This is a genomic window from Paenibacillus humicola (genome assembly GCF_028826105.1).
In the GTDB taxonomy this organism is placed as follows: domain Bacteria; phylum Bacillota; class Bacilli; order Paenibacillales; family Paenibacillaceae; genus Paenibacillus_Z; species Paenibacillus_Z humicola.
Genome location: NZ_JAQGPL010000002.1, coordinates 1 through 16805 on the forward strand (window position 1 = coordinate 1; position 16805 = coordinate 16805).

The 16805-nt window shown below is 47.9% G+C and carries 18 protein-coding genes; 17 read left to right on the top strand and 1 reads right to left on the bottom strand.

Translation table 11 applies throughout. The annotated features are described in order from the left end of the window. From PD282_RS27145 to PD282_RS27225, 17 genes are all read left to right on the top strand, one after another. The coding region (locus PD282_RS27145) for a hypothetical protein (protein WP_274655570.1) at positions 1-213 on the top strand (213 nt) is incomplete at its 5' end. 1 nt (position 214) lies between these two features. Beyond that, the gene (locus PD282_RS27150) at positions 215-2041 is read left to right on the top strand and encodes a VirD4-like conjugal transfer protein, CD1115 family (protein ID WP_274655572.1); all 1827 of its coding nucleotides are present in this window, start codon (positions 215-217) and stop codon (positions 2039-2041) included. A 107-nt stretch (positions 2042-2148) separates the two neighbouring features. Then, entirely contained in the window at positions 2149-2514 is a 366-nt protein-coding gene (locus PD282_RS27155; protein WP_274655573.1) for a hypothetical protein, read from the top strand. A 64-nt stretch (positions 2515-2578) separates the two neighbouring features. After that, entirely contained in the window at positions 2579-3460 is an 882-nt protein-coding gene (locus PD282_RS27160; protein ID WP_274655575.1) for a conjugal transfer protein TrbL family protein, read from the top strand. Between the two features lie 2 nt (positions 3461-3462). Further along, a complete protein-coding gene (locus tag PD282_RS27165) occupies positions 3463-3771 on the top strand; it encodes a PrgI family protein (RefSeq protein WP_274655577.1) in 309 nt (102 codons plus the stop codon). 2 nt (positions 3772-3773) lie between these two features. Continuing rightward, a complete protein-coding gene (locus tag PD282_RS27170; protein ID WP_274655579.1) occupies positions 3774-4430 on the top strand; it encodes a TraC-like domain-containing protein in 657 nt (218 codons plus the stop codon). Beyond that, positions 4405-6261 carry a VirB4 family type IV secretion system protein gene (locus PD282_RS27175; protein WP_274655581.1) on the top strand — a complete coding sequence of 619 codons (1857 nt, stop codon included), beginning with the start codon at positions 4405-4407 and terminating at the stop codon, positions 6259-6261. The genes PD282_RS27170 and PD282_RS27175 overlap by 26 nt, the downstream gene beginning before the upstream one ends. Then, entirely contained in the window at positions 6261-7142 is an 882-nt protein-coding gene (locus PD282_RS27180) for a transglycosylase SLT domain-containing protein (protein WP_274655583.1), read from the top strand. Before PD282_RS27175 ends, PD282_RS27180 begins: the two co-directional genes overlap by 1 nt. 13 nt (positions 7143-7155) lie before the next feature. Next, positions 7156-7512 (top strand): hypothetical protein, encoded by a 357-nt coding sequence (locus PD282_RS27185; protein WP_274655585.1) that lies wholly within the window; start codon positions 7156-7158, stop codon positions 7510-7512. A 176-nt stretch (positions 7513-7688) separates the two neighbouring features. Next, positions 7689-8024 carry a plasmid mobilization protein gene (locus PD282_RS27190; RefSeq protein WP_274655587.1) on the top strand — a complete coding sequence of 112 codons (336 nt, stop codon included), beginning with the start codon at positions 7689-7691 and terminating at the stop codon, positions 8022-8024. After that, positions 7991-9229: a relaxase/mobilization nuclease domain-containing protein gene (locus PD282_RS27195; RefSeq protein WP_274655589.1), complete on the top strand. Its 1239-nt coding sequence runs from the start codon at positions 7991-7993 to the stop codon at positions 9227-9229. The genes PD282_RS27190 and PD282_RS27195 overlap by 34 nt, the downstream gene beginning before the upstream one ends. A gap of 244 nt (positions 9230-9473) precedes the next feature. Beyond that, positions 9474-10289 (top strand): helix-turn-helix domain-containing protein, encoded by an 816-nt coding sequence (locus tag PD282_RS27200; RefSeq protein WP_274655591.1) that lies wholly within the window; start codon positions 9474-9476, stop codon positions 10287-10289. A 98-nt stretch (positions 10290-10387) separates the two neighbouring features. Further along, complete coding sequence (locus PD282_RS27205; RefSeq protein ID WP_274655593.1) at positions 10388-11575, top strand: glycosyltransferase family 2 protein; 1188 nt, start codon at positions 10388-10390, stop codon at positions 11573-11575. Positions 11576-11591: 16 nt separating this feature from the next. After that, on the top strand, positions 11592-13046 hold the full coding sequence (locus PD282_RS27210; protein ID WP_274655595.1) for a sensor histidine kinase: 1455 nt from the start codon (positions 11592-11594) through the stop codon (positions 13044-13046). Beyond that, positions 13021-13692, top strand: coding sequence for a response regulator transcription factor (locus PD282_RS27215; RefSeq protein WP_274655597.1), 672 nt, complete (start codon positions 13021-13023; stop codon positions 13690-13692). Before PD282_RS27210 ends, PD282_RS27215 begins: the two co-directional genes overlap by 26 nt. Before the next feature lie 61 nt (positions 13693-13753). Next, positions 13754-14904, top strand: a protein-coding gene (locus tag PD282_RS27220) for an IS3 family transposase (protein ID WP_274655599.1) whose coding sequence is annotated in 2 segments (ribosomal slippage) — positions 13754-14009 and positions 14009-14904 — 1152 coding nt in all. Because the reading frame shifts where the segments join, the coding sequence is not laid out codon by codon here. 184 nt (positions 14905-15088) lie between these two features. Further along, positions 15089-15349: a helix-turn-helix domain-containing protein gene (locus tag PD282_RS27225; RefSeq protein WP_274655601.1), complete on the top strand. Its 261-nt coding sequence runs from the start codon at positions 15089-15091 to the stop codon at positions 15347-15349. A 275-nt stretch (positions 15350-15624) separates the two neighbouring features. Here PD282_RS27225 and PD282_RS27230 read toward each other — a convergent pair whose 3' ends face one another. Then, positions 15625-16200: a cupin domain-containing protein gene (locus PD282_RS27230; protein WP_274655603.1), complete on the bottom strand. Its 576-nt coding sequence runs from the start codon at positions 16198-16200 to the stop codon at positions 15625-15627. Positions 16201-16805 lie beyond the last annotated feature (605 nt).

Genomic DNA, 16805 nt, shown 5'->3' on the forward strand with positions numbered 1-16805 from the left:
ATGCCGATCACGGAAACCAAAATCAAAGTATCTGCCTGGCTAAAACTATCCTCTGACGCTGCCGCGGTTTGGGATGGCTACAAGAACAAATCTGAGCTGGTGAACCAGGCGGTTGAGTTTTACACGACCCATGGCCAGAAAATCTGTGCTTCGCTCGAAGAAATCAAAAGCCTTCTGAAAGGAGGCGATAGGCGACAGGAATATGAAAACTAGGATGATCACGCTGGCTTTCCTGCTGCTGATTGATTTCTTCTTATTTCCGTCAATCGCATGGCTGCCGCATTACTTTTTGGCTGGCATGGAGGTTTCGCGAATCCCGCTGGCGTGGCTCAAAGGCTTGGATCTACTGCAGTCCTGGCAGCTGGTACTTCATGATCCGCGAACCCAAAAGATTTGGCTGGTCCTGCAACCGTTATTGCTTGTATTCATTGTATCGTTTTTTTGGCGGGAAATCCCGGCCAATACAAGAAATAACGGCGTTGGCGGGCCACCCGCAGCTGGGAATGGCCAATACGGTTCGAGCCGGTTCCAGACGCTTAAAGAGCTCAGTAAAACCATGATCGTGTGGCCGATGGGAACCGTGAGCGACCGCGGCGGGCTCGTGCTTGGTGCAAACACCAAGAAAAAAACAGCTTGGGTTGTAGGGGATGATCTGCATGCGCTCATCATCGGGACCACGCGCTCGGGGAAATCCAGACGCGTCGTGCTGCCAACCATATGGCAGATGGCACACGCTGGCGAAAGTATGGTGCTGTCAGACGTTAAAGGTGAGCTTTATGATTTATCAGCGAGCTACTTAAATAAAATGGGCTATAACGTTGTTTATTTGGACTTCCGAAAGCCGGGAAGGGGGAATCGCTGGAACCCATTAGCGCCTATCGTAGATGCGCTGCATCAAGGCGATACCGCAAGAGCGGCTCAACAGGCTTGGAGTATGGCGCATATGTTTGCGCATCAAAAGCCGGGCAGTGAGAAAGGGGAACCGATCTGGCTTGATGGGGCAGAATCCGTTATTGCCGCCTTGGCGCTGGCCGTCGCGACCGAAGCCCCCGACGATGCGCAAAAGCACATGACATCGGCCTATAAGATGCTTGCCGAACTTGGCGAGCCGGTAAAGGTGCGCGTGGGTAACGCAATCGTAGACCACGTGCCGCTGAACGCCTATTTTACATCCTTACCAAAAGATCATCCCGCACGTGATGCATTCGCGACAGCCAGACTTGCTCCGGATCGAACGAGGGGTAGCTTTTACACCAACGTTTCATCACTTCTTAGACTCTTCTCAGATCCATCCATCGCTTATTTAACCGCACACCAAGATCATGTACTCGCAAACGTAGGCAAAGAAAAGACAGCTGTATTCTTAATGGTTCCAGACGAAGATAAAACGCGGCATACGCTGGCGGCTTTGTACGTGGACCAAACCTATCAAGCGCTAGTGGAATTAGCCAATGAAAACGGCCGCAGGCTGCCGGTTCGCGTAAATTTTCTGCTCGACGAATTTGGCCAGCTGCCTCCGATTAAGGACTTTGACAGCAAAATAACCGTTTCAGGCGGGCGGGGGATCCGCTGGAATTTGATCGTGCAGAACCTGCAGCAGCTGAAAGCCTCTTACCCGTACACGCATGGCACGATTGAAGACAGCTGTCATTTGTGGGTGTACCTGCTGACAAACAGCCTGGAGACGATGCGGGAAATCAGCCAAAAATGCGGCTCTTACACCATCGAAACGACAAATACATCCACAACGATCCGAAGTAACGATTTATCAAAAGGGCTTTCTTCCGGTCTTGCTCGAAGGGAACTGCTGACCCCCGATGAAGTCAGACGCTGGCCGCAAGAGTTTTCACTTGTCATTCCATCCCGGCAGTACCCCGCCAAGGTGCCGCTTCCGGATCTCTCGCACTGGCCGGCGAATGATGATTTTACCCCTTTTGGAGGTGATGAACCGAGGATGATTGAAAAGGTGCCGCTCTATATACCAAATGTTGCGGATTCAGTAGATGACGAGGAAGCCTTTGAAAATGAAGAAGCGATATAAAAACAAAAAAGCCTCCACGCATGGAGGAAAAGAAAATCAGGGTTAGCTCTAAGTATAAGCCAATTTAAGGTCCAATCCAATAACAAAAAAAGCGAGGGCAAAAATAGATGAAAAAGTTCAGTCTCAAAGGGAAATTCAATGTAAAACGCACAGGTTATCTGTTTGGAGTATTGACACTGACGGTCCTGGCAGCCTCGATGCCGACTTACGCGGCGGGAGCTGAACCGAATATCGTGGTGGGCGCGCAAAAACTGATGCAGGATGCGCTGAAATGGGTGTTAATCCTGGTCCCCGTCTCAGCCACGCTCATGATCGGGTTTCACGGCTGGATGAAATCGATGGCGGACGGCGACCCGGGAGCCATTGCCGACCGAAACCGGAAAATGAAAAACGTAGCAGTCGGCGCAGCAATTGCAGAGTGCGCCAGTGGGTTGGTAACGGTCTTGCTGACATACTTTCCCTCTGGTTCCTAATGAACACGGCGGGCCGGGGAGTTTTCCCCGGCTCTTCAATTCCAAGCAAAAGGGTGGGAAGTTAATGAACGATTGGATTACAAAGCTCATTACGGATGCCGTAGTCAATTATTTTAAGGAGCTGGCGCAAGACGCGATCAACCTTTTTCTAAGCTTTTTAACGGCGGTAAATGGGATTGCCATCAAAGTGCTTGATCTACCTGTGGTGGGTTCGGCCATTTTATACGCGCAAATCCTTGCAGGGAGTGTGCTGGCGGCCAAAGTTGCCTATGAAGCCTGGATGACCTACATCATGCGGTTAGATGGGGATCCCGACGCGGATCCGGCAGGCTTACTCTTTCGAACGACACAAGCCGCCGCGCTGATCGCAGGCGTCCCTTGGCTCGTGACGTGGATTTTTCAGCTCGGCAATACCATTACCGGCGATATTGCCGCGCTGCCTGGCGTGGATCTGCAAGGCGCAGGCACTCAGTTTCAGAACGCGTTTACCACCGCCTTGCAAGCCAATAACTTTGTGTTGTTTGTGGCTTTAGGGGCCCTGGTGGGAGCGGCGTTCTTCCTGATCATCGTCATTCAGGCTTTTATCCGGGCCGCGGAGCTGGCCGTCATTGCGGTCAGTGGGCCGTTTATGGCCTTAGGTGCGACGAATCCGAACAGTCAGCTATTCGGCAGCTGGTGGCGTGAACTGCTTAATGTGTGCCTGGCTCAGGCCATACAAATGTTTTTGATCAAAGTTAGCTTTTTCGCGTTATTAAACGGCAGTTTTGACAATATTCCGATGCTGAATTTATTTCTCTTTTGCGGCTGCCTATGGGTCACGTACAAATCCCCGTCGATTCTGAAGCAATATATCTACTCAACCGGCGTTGGCAGGGCCGCAGCTGGCGCGGTACGGTCCGCCAGCTCGATGGTCATCATGCGCAAAATCTTTACGCGAGGGGTTTAAAAATGGCCAATTACATCGTGCCTAAGAACGTGAAAAGTCGGTTTGAGTTTGTCACGGGTTTTGGCTGGCGCGAGCTCTTTATTATGCTTGCGGGCGTTTGCATCGGGCTGATCGCGGGCGGGTTCGTGTTCGTCCTCATGCAGAGTGTGTTTTCGATTGGCTTAATTGGGCTTGGCGGCGGGATCGGCTTCTTTATCGGCCGAACCGATCCTAGAACGGGCAAAAACGCGCTCGATCTGTTGCGGGATTTCCGGCATTATCAGTCCAAACCAAGGCGATATCTGTATATTTTCGGATCCGGGAGGCGGTAAGGATGAAAGGGTTTAAACGGCTCTCAGGCGCCTCTAAAACGTCGCTCTCCACGCAGGCCTGGTTTCCAATCCAGGACATTCATGGCGGGCTTATACACCGTAAAGACGGCGCGCATGTGGCCGCTATTCGGGTAACGCCGGTCAACATTTTTCTACTCACGGAAATGGAACGGATTCGGAAGATTAAGCTCCTGGAAGAAGTCCTAAACGGCATTGAAATGCGCTATCAAATCATGTCGATTGCCCGTCCTGTGGATCTGGATGCCTTCATTCACCGGCTGAGTGAGAGGAAACAGAATGAAATGAACCGGATAAAAGCGCGGCTGCTGACGGATTACATGGCTCAGGCGGCAGCCATGTCGATGAACGGCAAAGCGCTGGAACGCGAGTTTTATGTGCTCATTGACCGGCAGAACACGAATAGGAAAAACAATATGGATCAGCAGATGGTCTACGAAAGGGTCCGGGAGCTCGCCAGCCTGCTGAATGATGCGGAACTCCCCAGCCATGTTTGCAGCGATGACGAGCTAAGGGAACTGCTCTTTATTTTCTGCAATCACAGTCACGCGGCCTACGAGCGTTCACCCCAAAGCAATATCGGGCTTTCACCCATCTACCGGAGGGATGCAGAGGATGGAAAAAGCATTGCCTTTACCTAAAACGAAGACCAGTCCGCTCAGGCGAAAAACACAAGGGACGTTGTCTCCGGAGTTCGCGGGGCTCCTCGATCTGATTAGCCCCACGGCCATTCACTTTAACACCAAATCGATTCAAAACGGGGAAACGTATCAGCGGGTTATTGTCATTACAGACTACCCCGCCCGGGTAGGGGATGCGTGGCTTTCCCGGATCTCGACGCTTCCGGATGTGGTGGTATCGATCCACGCCACGCCGACAGACCCGTATAGGCTCGTGCAGCACATCAACGTGACGATGGGGGAGTTATCCGCCAAGCTGCAAACCGGGGGTAATCCGGCGGTCATCCAGCGCACCGAGCAGCAGTACGAAGACGCCAAACACCTGCTGAGAAAGATTGATAATGAGCAGCAAAAAGTGTGTTATCTGACGGTTGTGTTGCTCATTAATGCGGAAGATGCCGACGAGCTGCAGCAGCGCACGAAACAAGTCGAATCGATCATCGCCGCCGCAAGCATGCGCGGCAGGGTGCCGATGTTTAACCAGGAAGAAGGCTTGAAGGCCGTTGGCCCTTGGCGGGTGTTACCTGCCGAAATGGAGCACCTTGGTGCGCGGAATATGCCGATTGAAACGATCGCCGCCGCTTACCCGTTTGTGTACTCCGGACTGAATGACGGAAAAGGCATCCTGCTCGGTACGGATAAATCCGGCGGCATTGTGCTGGTCGACTTCTGGCAGCGGGATGCGAGCCGAACAAACACCAATATGACCGTCATGGGCCGTCCAGGCGTGGGAAAATCGACGGCGGTCAAAAAGATTCTGCTGAATGAATTTGCGCAAGGAACGAAGATCATCATTCTGGATCCGGAACGAGAATATCGGGATTTATGTCAGAATGTCGGGGGGGACTGGATTGATTGCGGCGGGGCAAGCAAAGGACGCATTAACCCCCTGCAGGTCCGCGCGGTGCCACTCGATGATGAGGACGACGAGGACATGTATACGCAGGCGGGCAACCGCGGGCCGCTCGCGTTCCACTTTCAGACGCTCCGAACGTTTTTTCGGCTGTATCTGAAAGAATTGAGCCAGATGGAAGAAGGGTTTCTCGAAATCGCCTTGGAGCACGTTTACAGCCAGAAGGGGATTACGTGGGAAACAGAACCAGCCAGCATCCCGAACAGCCAGTGGCCGACGATGACGGATCTGTACGATCACCTTGTCGAGCGGGCACAGCAACAAGAAGAACCGGAATGGCGGCTCTTAGCAACACGGCTCCGTTCGGCAGCCATTGGGGCAGATCAAGCGCTCTGGTCCGGCGAAACGACGATTCAAGCCGATTCGGATTTTATTGTGCTCGATATCCACCAGCTGCTGGAATCCAACGAGGAAATACGCCGCTCTCAATTCTTTAATGTGCTTGGCTGGGCATGGAATAAAATTGCCGAAGACCGTACGCAAAAGGTGATTTTGGCCGTGGATGAAGCTTATCTGCTGGTGGATCCGGAAACGCCGCAAGCGCTGCAGTTCCTTCGGAATACATCCAAGCGGATACGGAAATACGAAGGCGGGCTGATGGTCATCACGCATAACATGGTGGATTTTATGGATCCTAGCGTGCAGCGGTACGGTCAGGCGCTCATTGATAACCCGGTATATAAACTCATCATGGGGCAAGGGGATAAAGACATTGAAGCCCTGGCAAAACTCATGAGCCTGTCGGAAAAAGAAATTCAGACGTTGGCTGCAGGAAAGCGCGGGGAGGCGCTCTTTGTAGCCGGTGATCGGCGGCTTCACCTGAAAGTCGAGCCAAGCCCGTTTGAAATCGAAATGTTTGGCAAGGGGGGCGGACGGTAATGCCGGTATGGGCGCTCTCGCTCCTGCCGAAACAGAGCCTGTTCAAACTCGCTATAGGGGGCGGGATGGCTTTTCTGTTGATGGTCATGTGCTGGTTTGCTGCTCCGATCATCGTGCTGAAGCATATCCCCCTGGGCGAGAATCAGAGCCAGTTCGATGATTACATCGGGGCAGCCGATCAAATCGAAAGCAAGTATCACGTGTCTATAAATTGGCAGGAAGTCATGGCCATTGACGCGGTTCTCCTGCAGCAGGATTTTAACCAGTCCAGCACTGCGCTGGCTTACGCCATGGCAAAAAGGTTCGTGAAGGAGGAGCATATCCGTATGCAGCGCACCTGTACGGATCAAGACGGCAACAGCTACGACTGCTCCTATACGCAAACGGTATACACGAAGCTTTCCCTAGATGATGTTTTAGATGGACTCGTCCGAAGCGGCGAACTGCAGCCCGAGCAGATCGAAGACGTCAAGCGGTACACCTTAGTCAACGCCACAGCGATGTTGGCCGGAGGGGGTAGGGGCGGTGTACCCCTGCCGCCCGAGCAAATCACGGCTGCCATTGGGACCGCATTGCAGGTGACGGGCGGGAATCTTTCCTGGGAGCCGGTTTTGCAGGTGCTGGTCATGCGGGAGAGTCATGGGAATCCGGGCGCTGTTGGTCCTTATCCTGTGTGGTATTCGGCGAAGTGGGGGTATCAGGTGGCAAAAGGATTATGCCAGCTCATGCAGCCGACCTTCGACGCCTACAAGATGGACGGCTATGACGATATTTGGAATCCGGTTGATAACCTGATTGCATCCATCCGTTACATTCAGTCTCGGTATGGATCGCCTTATAACATCCCCGCCCTGATCTCGGGGGACTATCACGGGTATTAAGGAGCGTGTTCACATGAAGATGAAATTTGCACTTCTCATGCTGATGTGTAGCGTCATGTTTGCAGGCTGCGGGCATCACGCAGCCTCGAAGCCCGTCACCAAAATCGACGTGGCCAAAATTGTCGTTCAGAGTCTGATTGATGGGGATGTGAAGGCGATGGAGACGGTCATCAGTGCGCCGAGCTTTGCCGAATATGCGGTGTCGTCTTATGGTCCGGACTTCGCGGGCTATAAACTGGATGACTTCACCTTTACCGACACCAAAGATCTCCTTGGGGAAGATGTCGTGATTGTGAAGTCCAAAAACGGGAAGATCAATCAAACACTGAAGATCGAAAAGCTCGGGGATCGGTACGTCTATAACGGATAAGCGAAAACGAATCATGAACGCGCGTAAGCGGGGGTTTGGGGGCGAAGCCACCAAGCGGGCTCGGGCGGCAGCCCGACAAGATGGCCGACAGACAACCGCGTCAGCGGGTGGCCAAGGCGAATCTTGCCACTCCCTTTTCCCTCCTCCTACGCCGCGCTCAAGGGAGGTTTGAAGGATTGGGAAGCGAGAACCGCAAGCGGAACAAGAACGTACACATTCGGCTCTCGGACGATGAGTTTGAGCAGCTTCGGAAAAAGGCTGGCTATGTCTCCTTGACCGTGCCTGGACTGCTACGCGAACTGGCGATACACCAGAAGATTAGACAGCCACAGTCCCCGCTGATTGATCGGGATGGCGCATTTTCAATCGCGGATGAACTGCGGGCAATCGGCACAAATATTAACCAGCTGGCCAAGAAAGCGAACCAAGGTGCGCAGGTGATCGGGCTAGAAGGCGTGCAAAGGGAGCTGGGGCGGTTTTGGCAACTATTAAGCTCCAAACTACCAAGGTAGCCACTCGGCTTATTCGATACTGTGAAAAGCGGGCGGTGGAGCAAGACGGATTCAACTGCACCCCCCAGCAGGCGAAAGCGCAATTTAAGGCCACGCGGAAACTGTTTAACAAACCGGATGGCGTACAGGCGCATCATGTCATTCAATCCTTTCAGCCTGGCGAAGTGACCCCCCAGCAGGCAAACGAGATTGGGAAGCGGCTGGTGGAACGAATTGCACCGAATCATGAAGCTGTGGTCTATACGCATGCCGATAAAGAACACATTCATAATCACATCGTGATCAATGCCGTGTCGTTCAAGGATGGCCGCAAATATCACTCCGACCGGAAGCAACTGTATTTCATTCGCGAAGAATCCAATAGGCTCTGCAGAGAGCAGGGGCTAGCCGAACTTAAAGCACAGCCTATGTCGAAGGAACGCTTAACACAGGCCGAATACAAGGCCGTAGAGCGCGGAGAACGGCTCTGGAAGGATGAACTAAGGACCAGCATCGAGGCGGGCTTAAAACAAACGTCAGGCCTGCTAGAACTCAAAGATTATTTAAAACAGCAGTATAACATTGAGATGAAGATCCAAAACAAAAACGTGAGCTTCCTGCATCCGGAGAAACAGCGGTATGTGCGGGGCAAAAACTTAGGGGAATTGTACTCGAAGGAGGGGCTGGAGCGTGAGTATGGCAAACAGGCAGCGGGCCGTGATCGAGCCGATGAACGAGGACCCGCGGCTGGCGCAGCAACCAGAGCTCAGGGACCAAGCAACGCTGGAACTGCTCGATCAAATCAATACGGCACTAATCGGGCTGAACAAGAAGGAAGAAGAACTAATTCAAACCATCATGCATCTGGGCAATACCATCAAACGGGCGTCCACGGAGAAAGATCAACAGCTCGCCCAGGCAGCCCGGGAAGTGAGCACCCTCAAAGGGGAGCTGACCAAAGGATGGCTCGAAGTCGCAGTGAAAACCAAAGTGCCGCTCAGCCACAAGCTTTATCAAGCGATCATTATCTCCCTAATCAGCATGATCATGGGCGTCCTGATGTATCTGCTGGTCACGCTGCAAACCCGTTAGCGTCATTGTCGAAGATCGGCAAGCAGGTTCAATGGGAACTGGACAACATGAAGAGCCAGGAGCAGGTTCGCCGGATCCGGCAACTGAAACAGGAGGTCACGGTTCAGCAAGACCAGGAGCAGGACCGATTTTAACCAAATGTCCTTATAAATTCTATGCCGCCATAAAACGGGTTGGTAGATTTGTCCTTCCCGTAATAGATTGAATGAGTTAAAATGATCTCAATAAACGAAAAAGACGCCCAGAGCTTGGCGGCAAAGGCGTCCTAATCGTACACATACCGGGCATTCGTATGCCCTTATTCAGCTACGTTCATTTTATCATGGGCGTTACGGATAGGCAATACGAAAGCCCCTACCATAGGAGGCTTTTTTTACCATGGCCAGATCCGAAAGTAATACGATCATCCGAACGAATAAACGTGAGAATCCTTATGTCATGATTGATAAATACGGTTTGAATGATGACCGTCTATCCTGGAAGGCAAAAGGGCTCCTCGCGTATTTGCTGTCTAAACCAGATGATTGGCAGATCTATGAAAAAGATTTGATCAAGCGTTCCACCGATGGCCGTGATGCAGTTCGAGCTGGATTGCGTGAACTCGAGGCGAACGGCTACCTTTCCCGGCATCAACTGCGAGGTGAGGGTGGCAGTTTTGGAACGATGGAATACATCATTTACGAGCGGCCCATCACCGAAACCACCGTGGACGGAAAATCCGTTCACGGTGAATCACCGCAGACGGAAAATCCGTCGACGGGAAAACCGTCGCCGGAAAATCCGACACATACTAATAATGAATTAACTAAGAATGATTTAAAAAGGATTGATTGTTTGGGCGTGTCGGCCGAAATCGCCGCCACAGCTGAATCATCTCATTCAGAGGATGAACTGGATCCCATTTATGAATCCTTGCATAAGAACGTACCGGCTAGTTGTTTTGTGAATGGCCTACCCTTAGGGCCTGAATACATAAATGCGATTTACTTCATGCTCATCAATCAGTTCGACGGGCGTCTGGATCCAGCCGTGATCGAAATCGCTTGCGGGTTATATTTTGATCGGGCATGCCAGGGAAATTTAGACGGCAGCGTGCGGATGAAGCTTGACGTACAAAATCCAGTGGGGTACTTCCGATTCTGTTATGAGGATGCAATCAAACAGTATAAACTTAAAAGACGAGCATTGAAATGAGTGGAATTTTTGATATAAACGGGAAGGCATTGGGTAACGTGATAAAATGGAGGTTGAGGCGTTGATGAATCCAAATCCACATAGAAGGGTCTAAAATTATGTTTTTTGAGCTAACAGCAATTGGACTAGGACTTGTTTCATTTGCGTATTGGTTCTTTAATTTAATCGCTTCGTATTTGGGTTGGAAGCTAGTTGAGAAACTTCCCGCGGCTAAGCCATTAAAACGGTATCCGAAGGTTTCCATTGTCATTGCCATAAAGGATGAGGCTCCAAGAATTAAAAAGACACTGTCTACGTTATTGCAGCTCCATTACCCTGATTTTGAAATTGTTGTCGTCAATGATCGTTCGACAGATGGGACACAGCTCGAGCTAAACCGTTTTTCTCAAGCCTATCCGTCGAGCATTAGAGTTGTTCACATCAAGACTTTACCTGAAGGCTGGCTGGGTAAAAATCACGCGATGTATCAAGGTTACTTGGCTTCCCATGGGGAATATTTATTGTTTACGGACGCGGACGTGATTTTCGAATCCAATACCTTAAAGGATGTGATGAGTTATGTACAAACCAACAAGGTCGACCATTTAACCCTGAATCCGCGGCTCATTTCGAAATCCTTGATTTTACAACTTTTCGTCCATTACTTTCAATTTTTTGTTTTGCTTTTTTTACAAGCATGGAAAGCAAACAAGGATACTCAGCATAAAGTCGGTCTAGGGATCGGTGCATTTAATTTCATTTCACGTGAAGCTTACCGAAAAATAGGTACCCATCAAAGCCTACCGATGGCTCCTGATGATGATCTGCAGTTAGGTGTAATGGTAAAAAGGGCTAAGCTAAAACAACGATTTCTAATTGGAATTGACCACATCGAAGTGGAATGGTACGAAAACTTTAACCAAGCCATGCGAGGATTAGAAAAGAATTTTTACGCTGGATTTCGATATAACTTTTTGCTTGTCGTTTTAGCGGTACTAGGGACATTACTTTTGGCAATAGCGCCTTATGTTATGGTGTGGTTTCTTTCTGGCGTGGTTCTTGCCATTCATTTGTTATCCCTTCTTTCTATGCTTGTCCTACATTGGTACTCATTGAGAAAGCTAGCGAAATATAAGGGAATTGAGATTCTTTTGTTTCCCGTTTCCGTACTGTTATGTCTTTGGGTACTAGCTCGCTCCGCTTTTCTAGCCGAGAAACGTAACGGAATGTATTGGAGAGGAACCTTTTATTCGCTTGAGGAGTTAAAGGAACACAGGCATCGGGTTCATAAACTGAAGTTCGATTGAGGTAGGGGCTAATCTAATGTTTATGTTTACTATGTTGTTGCTATCCTTTCTTCTCCTGTTTTCCATTTTTATTTATCTTATCGCGAATCCAAGGGATTTAACCGTTCGCTGGGCAATTGCCTTTGGTTGTTGTGGGGCAATTGGCGGGATATCCCTTGTATTACAGCGGAATATCTTTCTTAAACTGGCCCAAACAGGTCATTTGCCTGATGGACTAGGGTACTTACTTCTTTGGAAATCCATTATTTATACCGCATTCATATCGCAGGTTGGTTTCCCCTATTGCATACTCGTGTTTTCGTTAATTTATTCAAACGTTCTTCAAGGCCGTAAATTGCAATGGATCGTTTCGGTTCTATTGATGATTCCCAATATCATGTTATACTTAGCCACTCCATTTTCAGAGGATAAGGTCCTTTTTGATAAGCTTTTTCTAGATTATAACGTCTATATATTTTGGGGTTTGCCGTATGAATTAACGGCTGTTTTTTTATTGATTTACGCTCCCATTAAAGAAAAGAATAGCGCAAGAAAGAAACATTATTTGAAAACCAGTATCATGTTAGTTCCGACGATTTTAGCAGCTACCTACATTAACCTCATCTGTAAAGTGATTTATGTATACCCCAAAGGGGACTACATGTACTTAATGCCTTACTTTATTTTTTATTCCTTTGTGGTTCATATGATTTTTTTATTTCGAGATGGCCTTTTTGGGGTCAAGATAAAGCTTGAAAAGCAGGCGGATGAAAATACAATTATTGCGGCAACAACTTTAGCAGCCATGTTAAATCACGGCATAAAAAATAAGATCAATTTTTCTACGCTTATACTTGAAAATGTACTCAGTAAAATCGACGGGAGTAGCAACGAATTAAAAAAAGATCTACAAGGCGTGCTTTTCAGTAACCATGACATCATGACAATGGTGCGTAGGATTCAGGATGCGATCGATTTTCAGATTGTGCCTGAGGAAAATACGCTAAGATCAATTCTGGAATCAACGATAGAAAATACGAGGATGCTCTTTGAAAGAAGTAACATGAAATGCATAACTCATTATTCATGCGAGGCCAATTTCCGGTGTGATCGAGTCCATATCGATCAAATGTTTACGAATTTCATTAAAAATGCAATTGAAGCGATGGAACCAGGAAAGGGAATATTGGAAATCACCCTATATGAGTCCAATAAAGAATACGTCATTCAATTTAGGGACAATGGACATGGAATATCGAAAGAGGACCTTAAACGAATTTTCATGCCGTTTTATTCCACAAAGAAAAGAGAACAAAATGATGGGCTCGGCTTGACTTATTGCTACCTTGTCCTGGAAAAGCATCGAGCGAATATTAAAGTCGAACGTTTAAAAACTGGCACTTCCTTTTCCCTTACGTTTCCAAAGATAAGAAGGGTTAAAAACAAAATGTTTTTAGGAGTCAAAAATGAAAATAAAAGTGCTTATCTGTGATGATGAAGTGTCCTACGCGGAACAGTTAAGAGCTTTCTTAATGAGGGAGGGGGATTTTGATGTTCCAAATGTAGTAACAGATAAAAAAAGCTTACTGGATTTTTTACAATCAAATGAGTTAGATGTACTCATCCTCGATATTAATTTAATGACAACCGCGAATCATCAAATGGAAGGGTTAGATATCTCCTTTGAAATAAAAAAAATGTATCCAAGCGTAAAAATCATCATGCTTTCGTCTATTGAGGAAGTTGATGTGATGGAACAAGCTTTTAATGTCGGGAAAGCAGATAATTATATCACCAAATATTACTTTAAAGATCTTCCTGATGCGATTCGAAATGTATATCAGGGGAAGCAATTTTTACACCATTCGGCTGCACAACAGTTTCTACATAAACTTTCGGAAACAAGAGAAATGGAGATCAAACAAAAGCTGAATAATCATCAGCTTACGATCTTGATATTATATGCGGAGGGACTCACAAAAGGAGAAATCGCGTCCAGGTTGTTCTTGGAACCGCAAACCGTTTCCAATTATACGTACCAAATTTCAAAAGAACTGAAAGGGAAATTTCCCTACCTAGAATGGCTGCGGTTGAAAAAAACAAATGTTGATGAATTGGTCGAACTGATGCTAGACTGAAATCTGGACACGGAGAACCGAGAGTGCGACAATAAATGCATTCAAATTCGAGGTGTCTGAGATGACGAAAAAATATGACAAGGAATTCAAGATCCAAACCGTACGACTCATCCAAGAGGAAGGGAAAACGGTGGCGCAGGTAGCCCGGGAAATGGGGCTGCATGAAAATACGCTTTATCGTTGGATCGCTGAATTTAAACAAGACGGTAACCAAGCGTTTCCAGGTAGTGGACAACAAAAGCCGGAAGATAAAGCTCTGCGTGACCTCCAGAAACGAATCCGTGATCTGGAAGAGGAGAATGAGATCTTAAAAAAGGCCATGCACTACTTCGCAAAAGACCGGCGCTGATCTACCCGTTTATCCACGATCACCGCTCCAAGCTCCGTGTCGCGAAGATGTGCACCTTATTCCAAGTATCTCGAAGCGGTTATTACGAATGGACCCGGCGGCAGAAAAGCAGTCGGACCAAGCATCGAGAAAAGCTGGAGCAACACATCAGGCGGATCTTCCTGGATTCGAGACGTTTGTACGGCAGTCCGAAAATCTGGGAAACGTTGAAAAAGGAAGGTGTTCAGGTCTGCGAAAAAACGGTCTCACGGGCGATGAAAAGAATGGGCCTGAAATCCCGAACCGTGAAGAAATACAAGGCGACAACGAACTCGAATCATCATCTGCCTGTAGCCGAGAATGTGCTCGATCAAACGTTTACCGCTGACGCACCGGAAAAGGTCTGGATGACGGACATTACCTATATCCCGACTGACGAGGGCTGGTTATATCTCGCCAGTGTCATGGATTTATACACCCGCAAAATCGTGGGCTTTCACATGGATGAACGAATGACAAAAGAACTCGTGATCACGGCGCTTGACCAAGCCTACAACCGTCAACGGCCAGCTCCAGGGCTCCTACATCACTCGGATCGTGGCAGCCAGTACGCTTCGGCAGATTACCAGCTTCGTCTGAAGAAATACCAGATGATCGGAAGTATGAGTCGTAAAGGAAACTGCTACGATAATGCCTGCATCGAGTCCTTCCACAGCGTGTTGAAGAAAGAACTCGTTTACCTAGAGAAATTCAAAACAAGAAAACAAGCGAAAAGAGCGATTTTCGAGTACATTTCTTGCTTTTATAATGGAAAACGTATTCATTCGTCCATTGGGTACTTTACCCCCAATCAATACGAACATATGTACCGCAAGGCGGCGTAATTCTCTCGGTTTGATGTGTCCAATCTATTGACTGAGGTCCAAACTAGCCAAAACATTAAAAATTATACCATAGTTAATACGATGAAGCGATACTCAAATTTGTTATCGAATTTGAGTATCGCTTGTTTTTCAGGATATTTATACCATTAATTTACCGTCATTTAATATCGAATAGAGGTGATTTTTGTCATCGAATTCCAACTTCTTCGTTGGAACAAAGATTAAAGAGGAGGAGTCCTTTATTTTAAAGATCCGTGAACAGCGAGAAAAAAAAGGATGGAGCCAGCTCGAATTGGCTGAAAAATCCGGAGTACCCCAGCCAACCTTATCAGGAATAGAAAGAGGAGAGCGAAAATATCCAACGTATGAGAACATTAAAAAAATTGCCATAGCATTGGAGATCGATATAAAAGAGCTGGATGAGGACTTTATTAGCCTGGGATAAATCCCCAACTATTTTTATCGTGCGACGAGGATAGCTTGGTCAATTATCGAAAGATTAGCACCAGGAAGCCGAGCATACGGAGGTCATTCGAGCCAGTGCGAGTTCGTACCGATCTGCCGCTTGATTTTCTCGATTCTACCTGTCCATTTTATTGACTGAGGTACACTTGAGATTCCACTATTTCTATGGGCATACGAAATGTGAAGAAGCAAGCACTTGTGACGTCAGTCGTAAAAAAGATTGCTTCTCCGTCCAGATTGTTTATGAAGAGTGATTCAATAACGGCCTTGCATGCCTATCCTCAATTGGATATCTCTTGAATCAGGCGGACCTATGACTACTGTCTGGTCGATAGGCTTGAGCACATCAGCAAGTTGGGCCGCATTCACGCCATAGATCATCTGGAACACCTCAGGAGGTGTCTTTCTAAGGATATCGGACCCGAATACGATTTGCGCGGCATTATTGTCGAAAACAGCCACAAAATGGGTGTTATCCATCGTCGCGGTTTGCCAATGCCACCAGCCCATCGGGATATAAGCCGTCTGGGCGGGCTTGACGCGGTAACTAAGTATCTGCCGGGAAAAGGGGTTAAGAATGGAGACGGCAACTTCTCCTTGTACTACGTATTGAAGTTCGGATGCGTTTGGGTGCCAATGGGCCTCTACGCTATGGCCTTTACTCAGATAGACGTCGAGTAAGCCAAGGCTTTGCATTACGGGTAACTGCTTAGCGAATTGCTGAAGAATGAAGTTTTGGGCGTTTTGCTGGAATAATAACGATGTTCTTAAATCAAAAGATAGATTCAAAGAAGGAGAATTAAGTGCATCCATGGCGCTGTCGGATGACATTCGTAGTATCCCGCCTTTCTGGATTGGAGATTGATTACATAATATATTCACTTGCCCAGATACACGTGCGTCATTCGAGAATGGAAATAAACAAGATACTTTTCATTTACTGTATTTATAATTAGGCGTCAAACGGATGCTTCCAGCAGCGATATTATCCTTGACTTGGATGGACTTGTAAACGGCTGAAAGTTATCCATTGTATATGTCACGTTGCTGCAATTCCGCTTTGTCATGCTCGTCAGCTGATCCCGCTTATCGTATTTGTCGGGAATGTTATAAAGTTCTTGTTATTCGAGTTTGATAAGAACTTTATAACATTAAAACAAAAAGCCGCAACTTATGCGGCTCAATGTTACTATGTTCTTGTCATCCGACATATCCCTAATTACGCAAAGAAGCTACTTTAAATACGAGGCATCAGTGCCAGCATCTTACTGTTTTCTCGGTGAGATCGGTTTCATCTATCCACAACCTCGTATCTAGGCCTTGCGCGTTTTTTTTGCAGTACGTTGGCTCCCGCAAAATCCGGACAAGGTATCCAGTTGCTCTCTGATCTGGTAAGTCAGGACGCGGCAAATGTACTAGTTCAACAGTAAAAAGCA

Excerpts from the sequence above, each read along its gene's own strand:
- PD282_RS27175 (WP_274655581.1), top strand. The coding sequence starts at position 4,405 with ATGGAAAAAGCATTGCCTTTACCTAAAACGAAGACCAGTCCGCTCAGG.
- PD282_RS27185 (WP_274655585.1), top strand. The coding sequence starts at position 7,156 with ATGAAGATGAAATTTGCACTTCTCATGCTGATGTGTAGCGTCATGTTT.
- PD282_RS27160 (WP_274655575.1), top strand. The coding sequence starts at position 2,579 with ATGAACGATTGGATTACAAAGCTCATTACGGATGCCGTAGTCAATTAT.
- PD282_RS27205 (WP_274655593.1), top strand. The coding sequence starts at position 10,388 with ATGTTTTTTGAGCTAACAGCAATTGGACTAGGACTTGTTTCATTTGCG.
- PD282_RS27210 (WP_274655595.1), top strand. The coding sequence starts at position 11,592 with ATGTTTATGTTTACTATGTTGTTGCTATCCTTTCTTCTCCTGTTTTCC.
- PD282_RS27215 (WP_274655597.1), top strand. The coding sequence starts at position 13,021 with ATGAAAATAAAAGTGCTTATCTGTGATGATGAAGTGTCCTACGCGGAA.
- PD282_RS27200 (WP_274655591.1), top strand. The coding sequence starts at position 9,474 with ATGGCCAGATCCGAAAGTAATACGATCATCCGAACGAATAAACGTGAG.
- PD282_RS27155 (WP_274655573.1), top strand. The coding sequence starts at position 2,149 with ATGAAAAAGTTCAGTCTCAAAGGGAAATTCAATGTAAAACGCACAGGT.
- PD282_RS27180 (WP_274655583.1), top strand. The coding sequence starts at position 6,261 with ATGCCGGTATGGGCGCTCTCGCTCCTGCCGAAACAGAGCCTGTTCAAA.
- PD282_RS27165 (WP_274655577.1), top strand. The coding sequence starts at position 3,463 with ATGGCCAATTACATCGTGCCTAAGAACGTGAAAAGTCGGTTTGAGTTT.
- PD282_RS27150 (WP_274655572.1), top strand. The coding sequence starts at position 215 with ATGATCACGCTGGCTTTCCTGCTGCTGATTGATTTCTTCTTATTTCCG.
- PD282_RS27230 (WP_274655603.1), bottom strand. The coding sequence starts at position 16,200 with ATGTCATCCGACAGCGCCATGGATGCACTTAATTCTCCTTCTTTGAAT.
- PD282_RS27170 (WP_274655579.1), top strand. The coding sequence starts at position 3,774 with ATGAAAGGGTTTAAACGGCTCTCAGGCGCCTCTAAAACGTCGCTCTCC.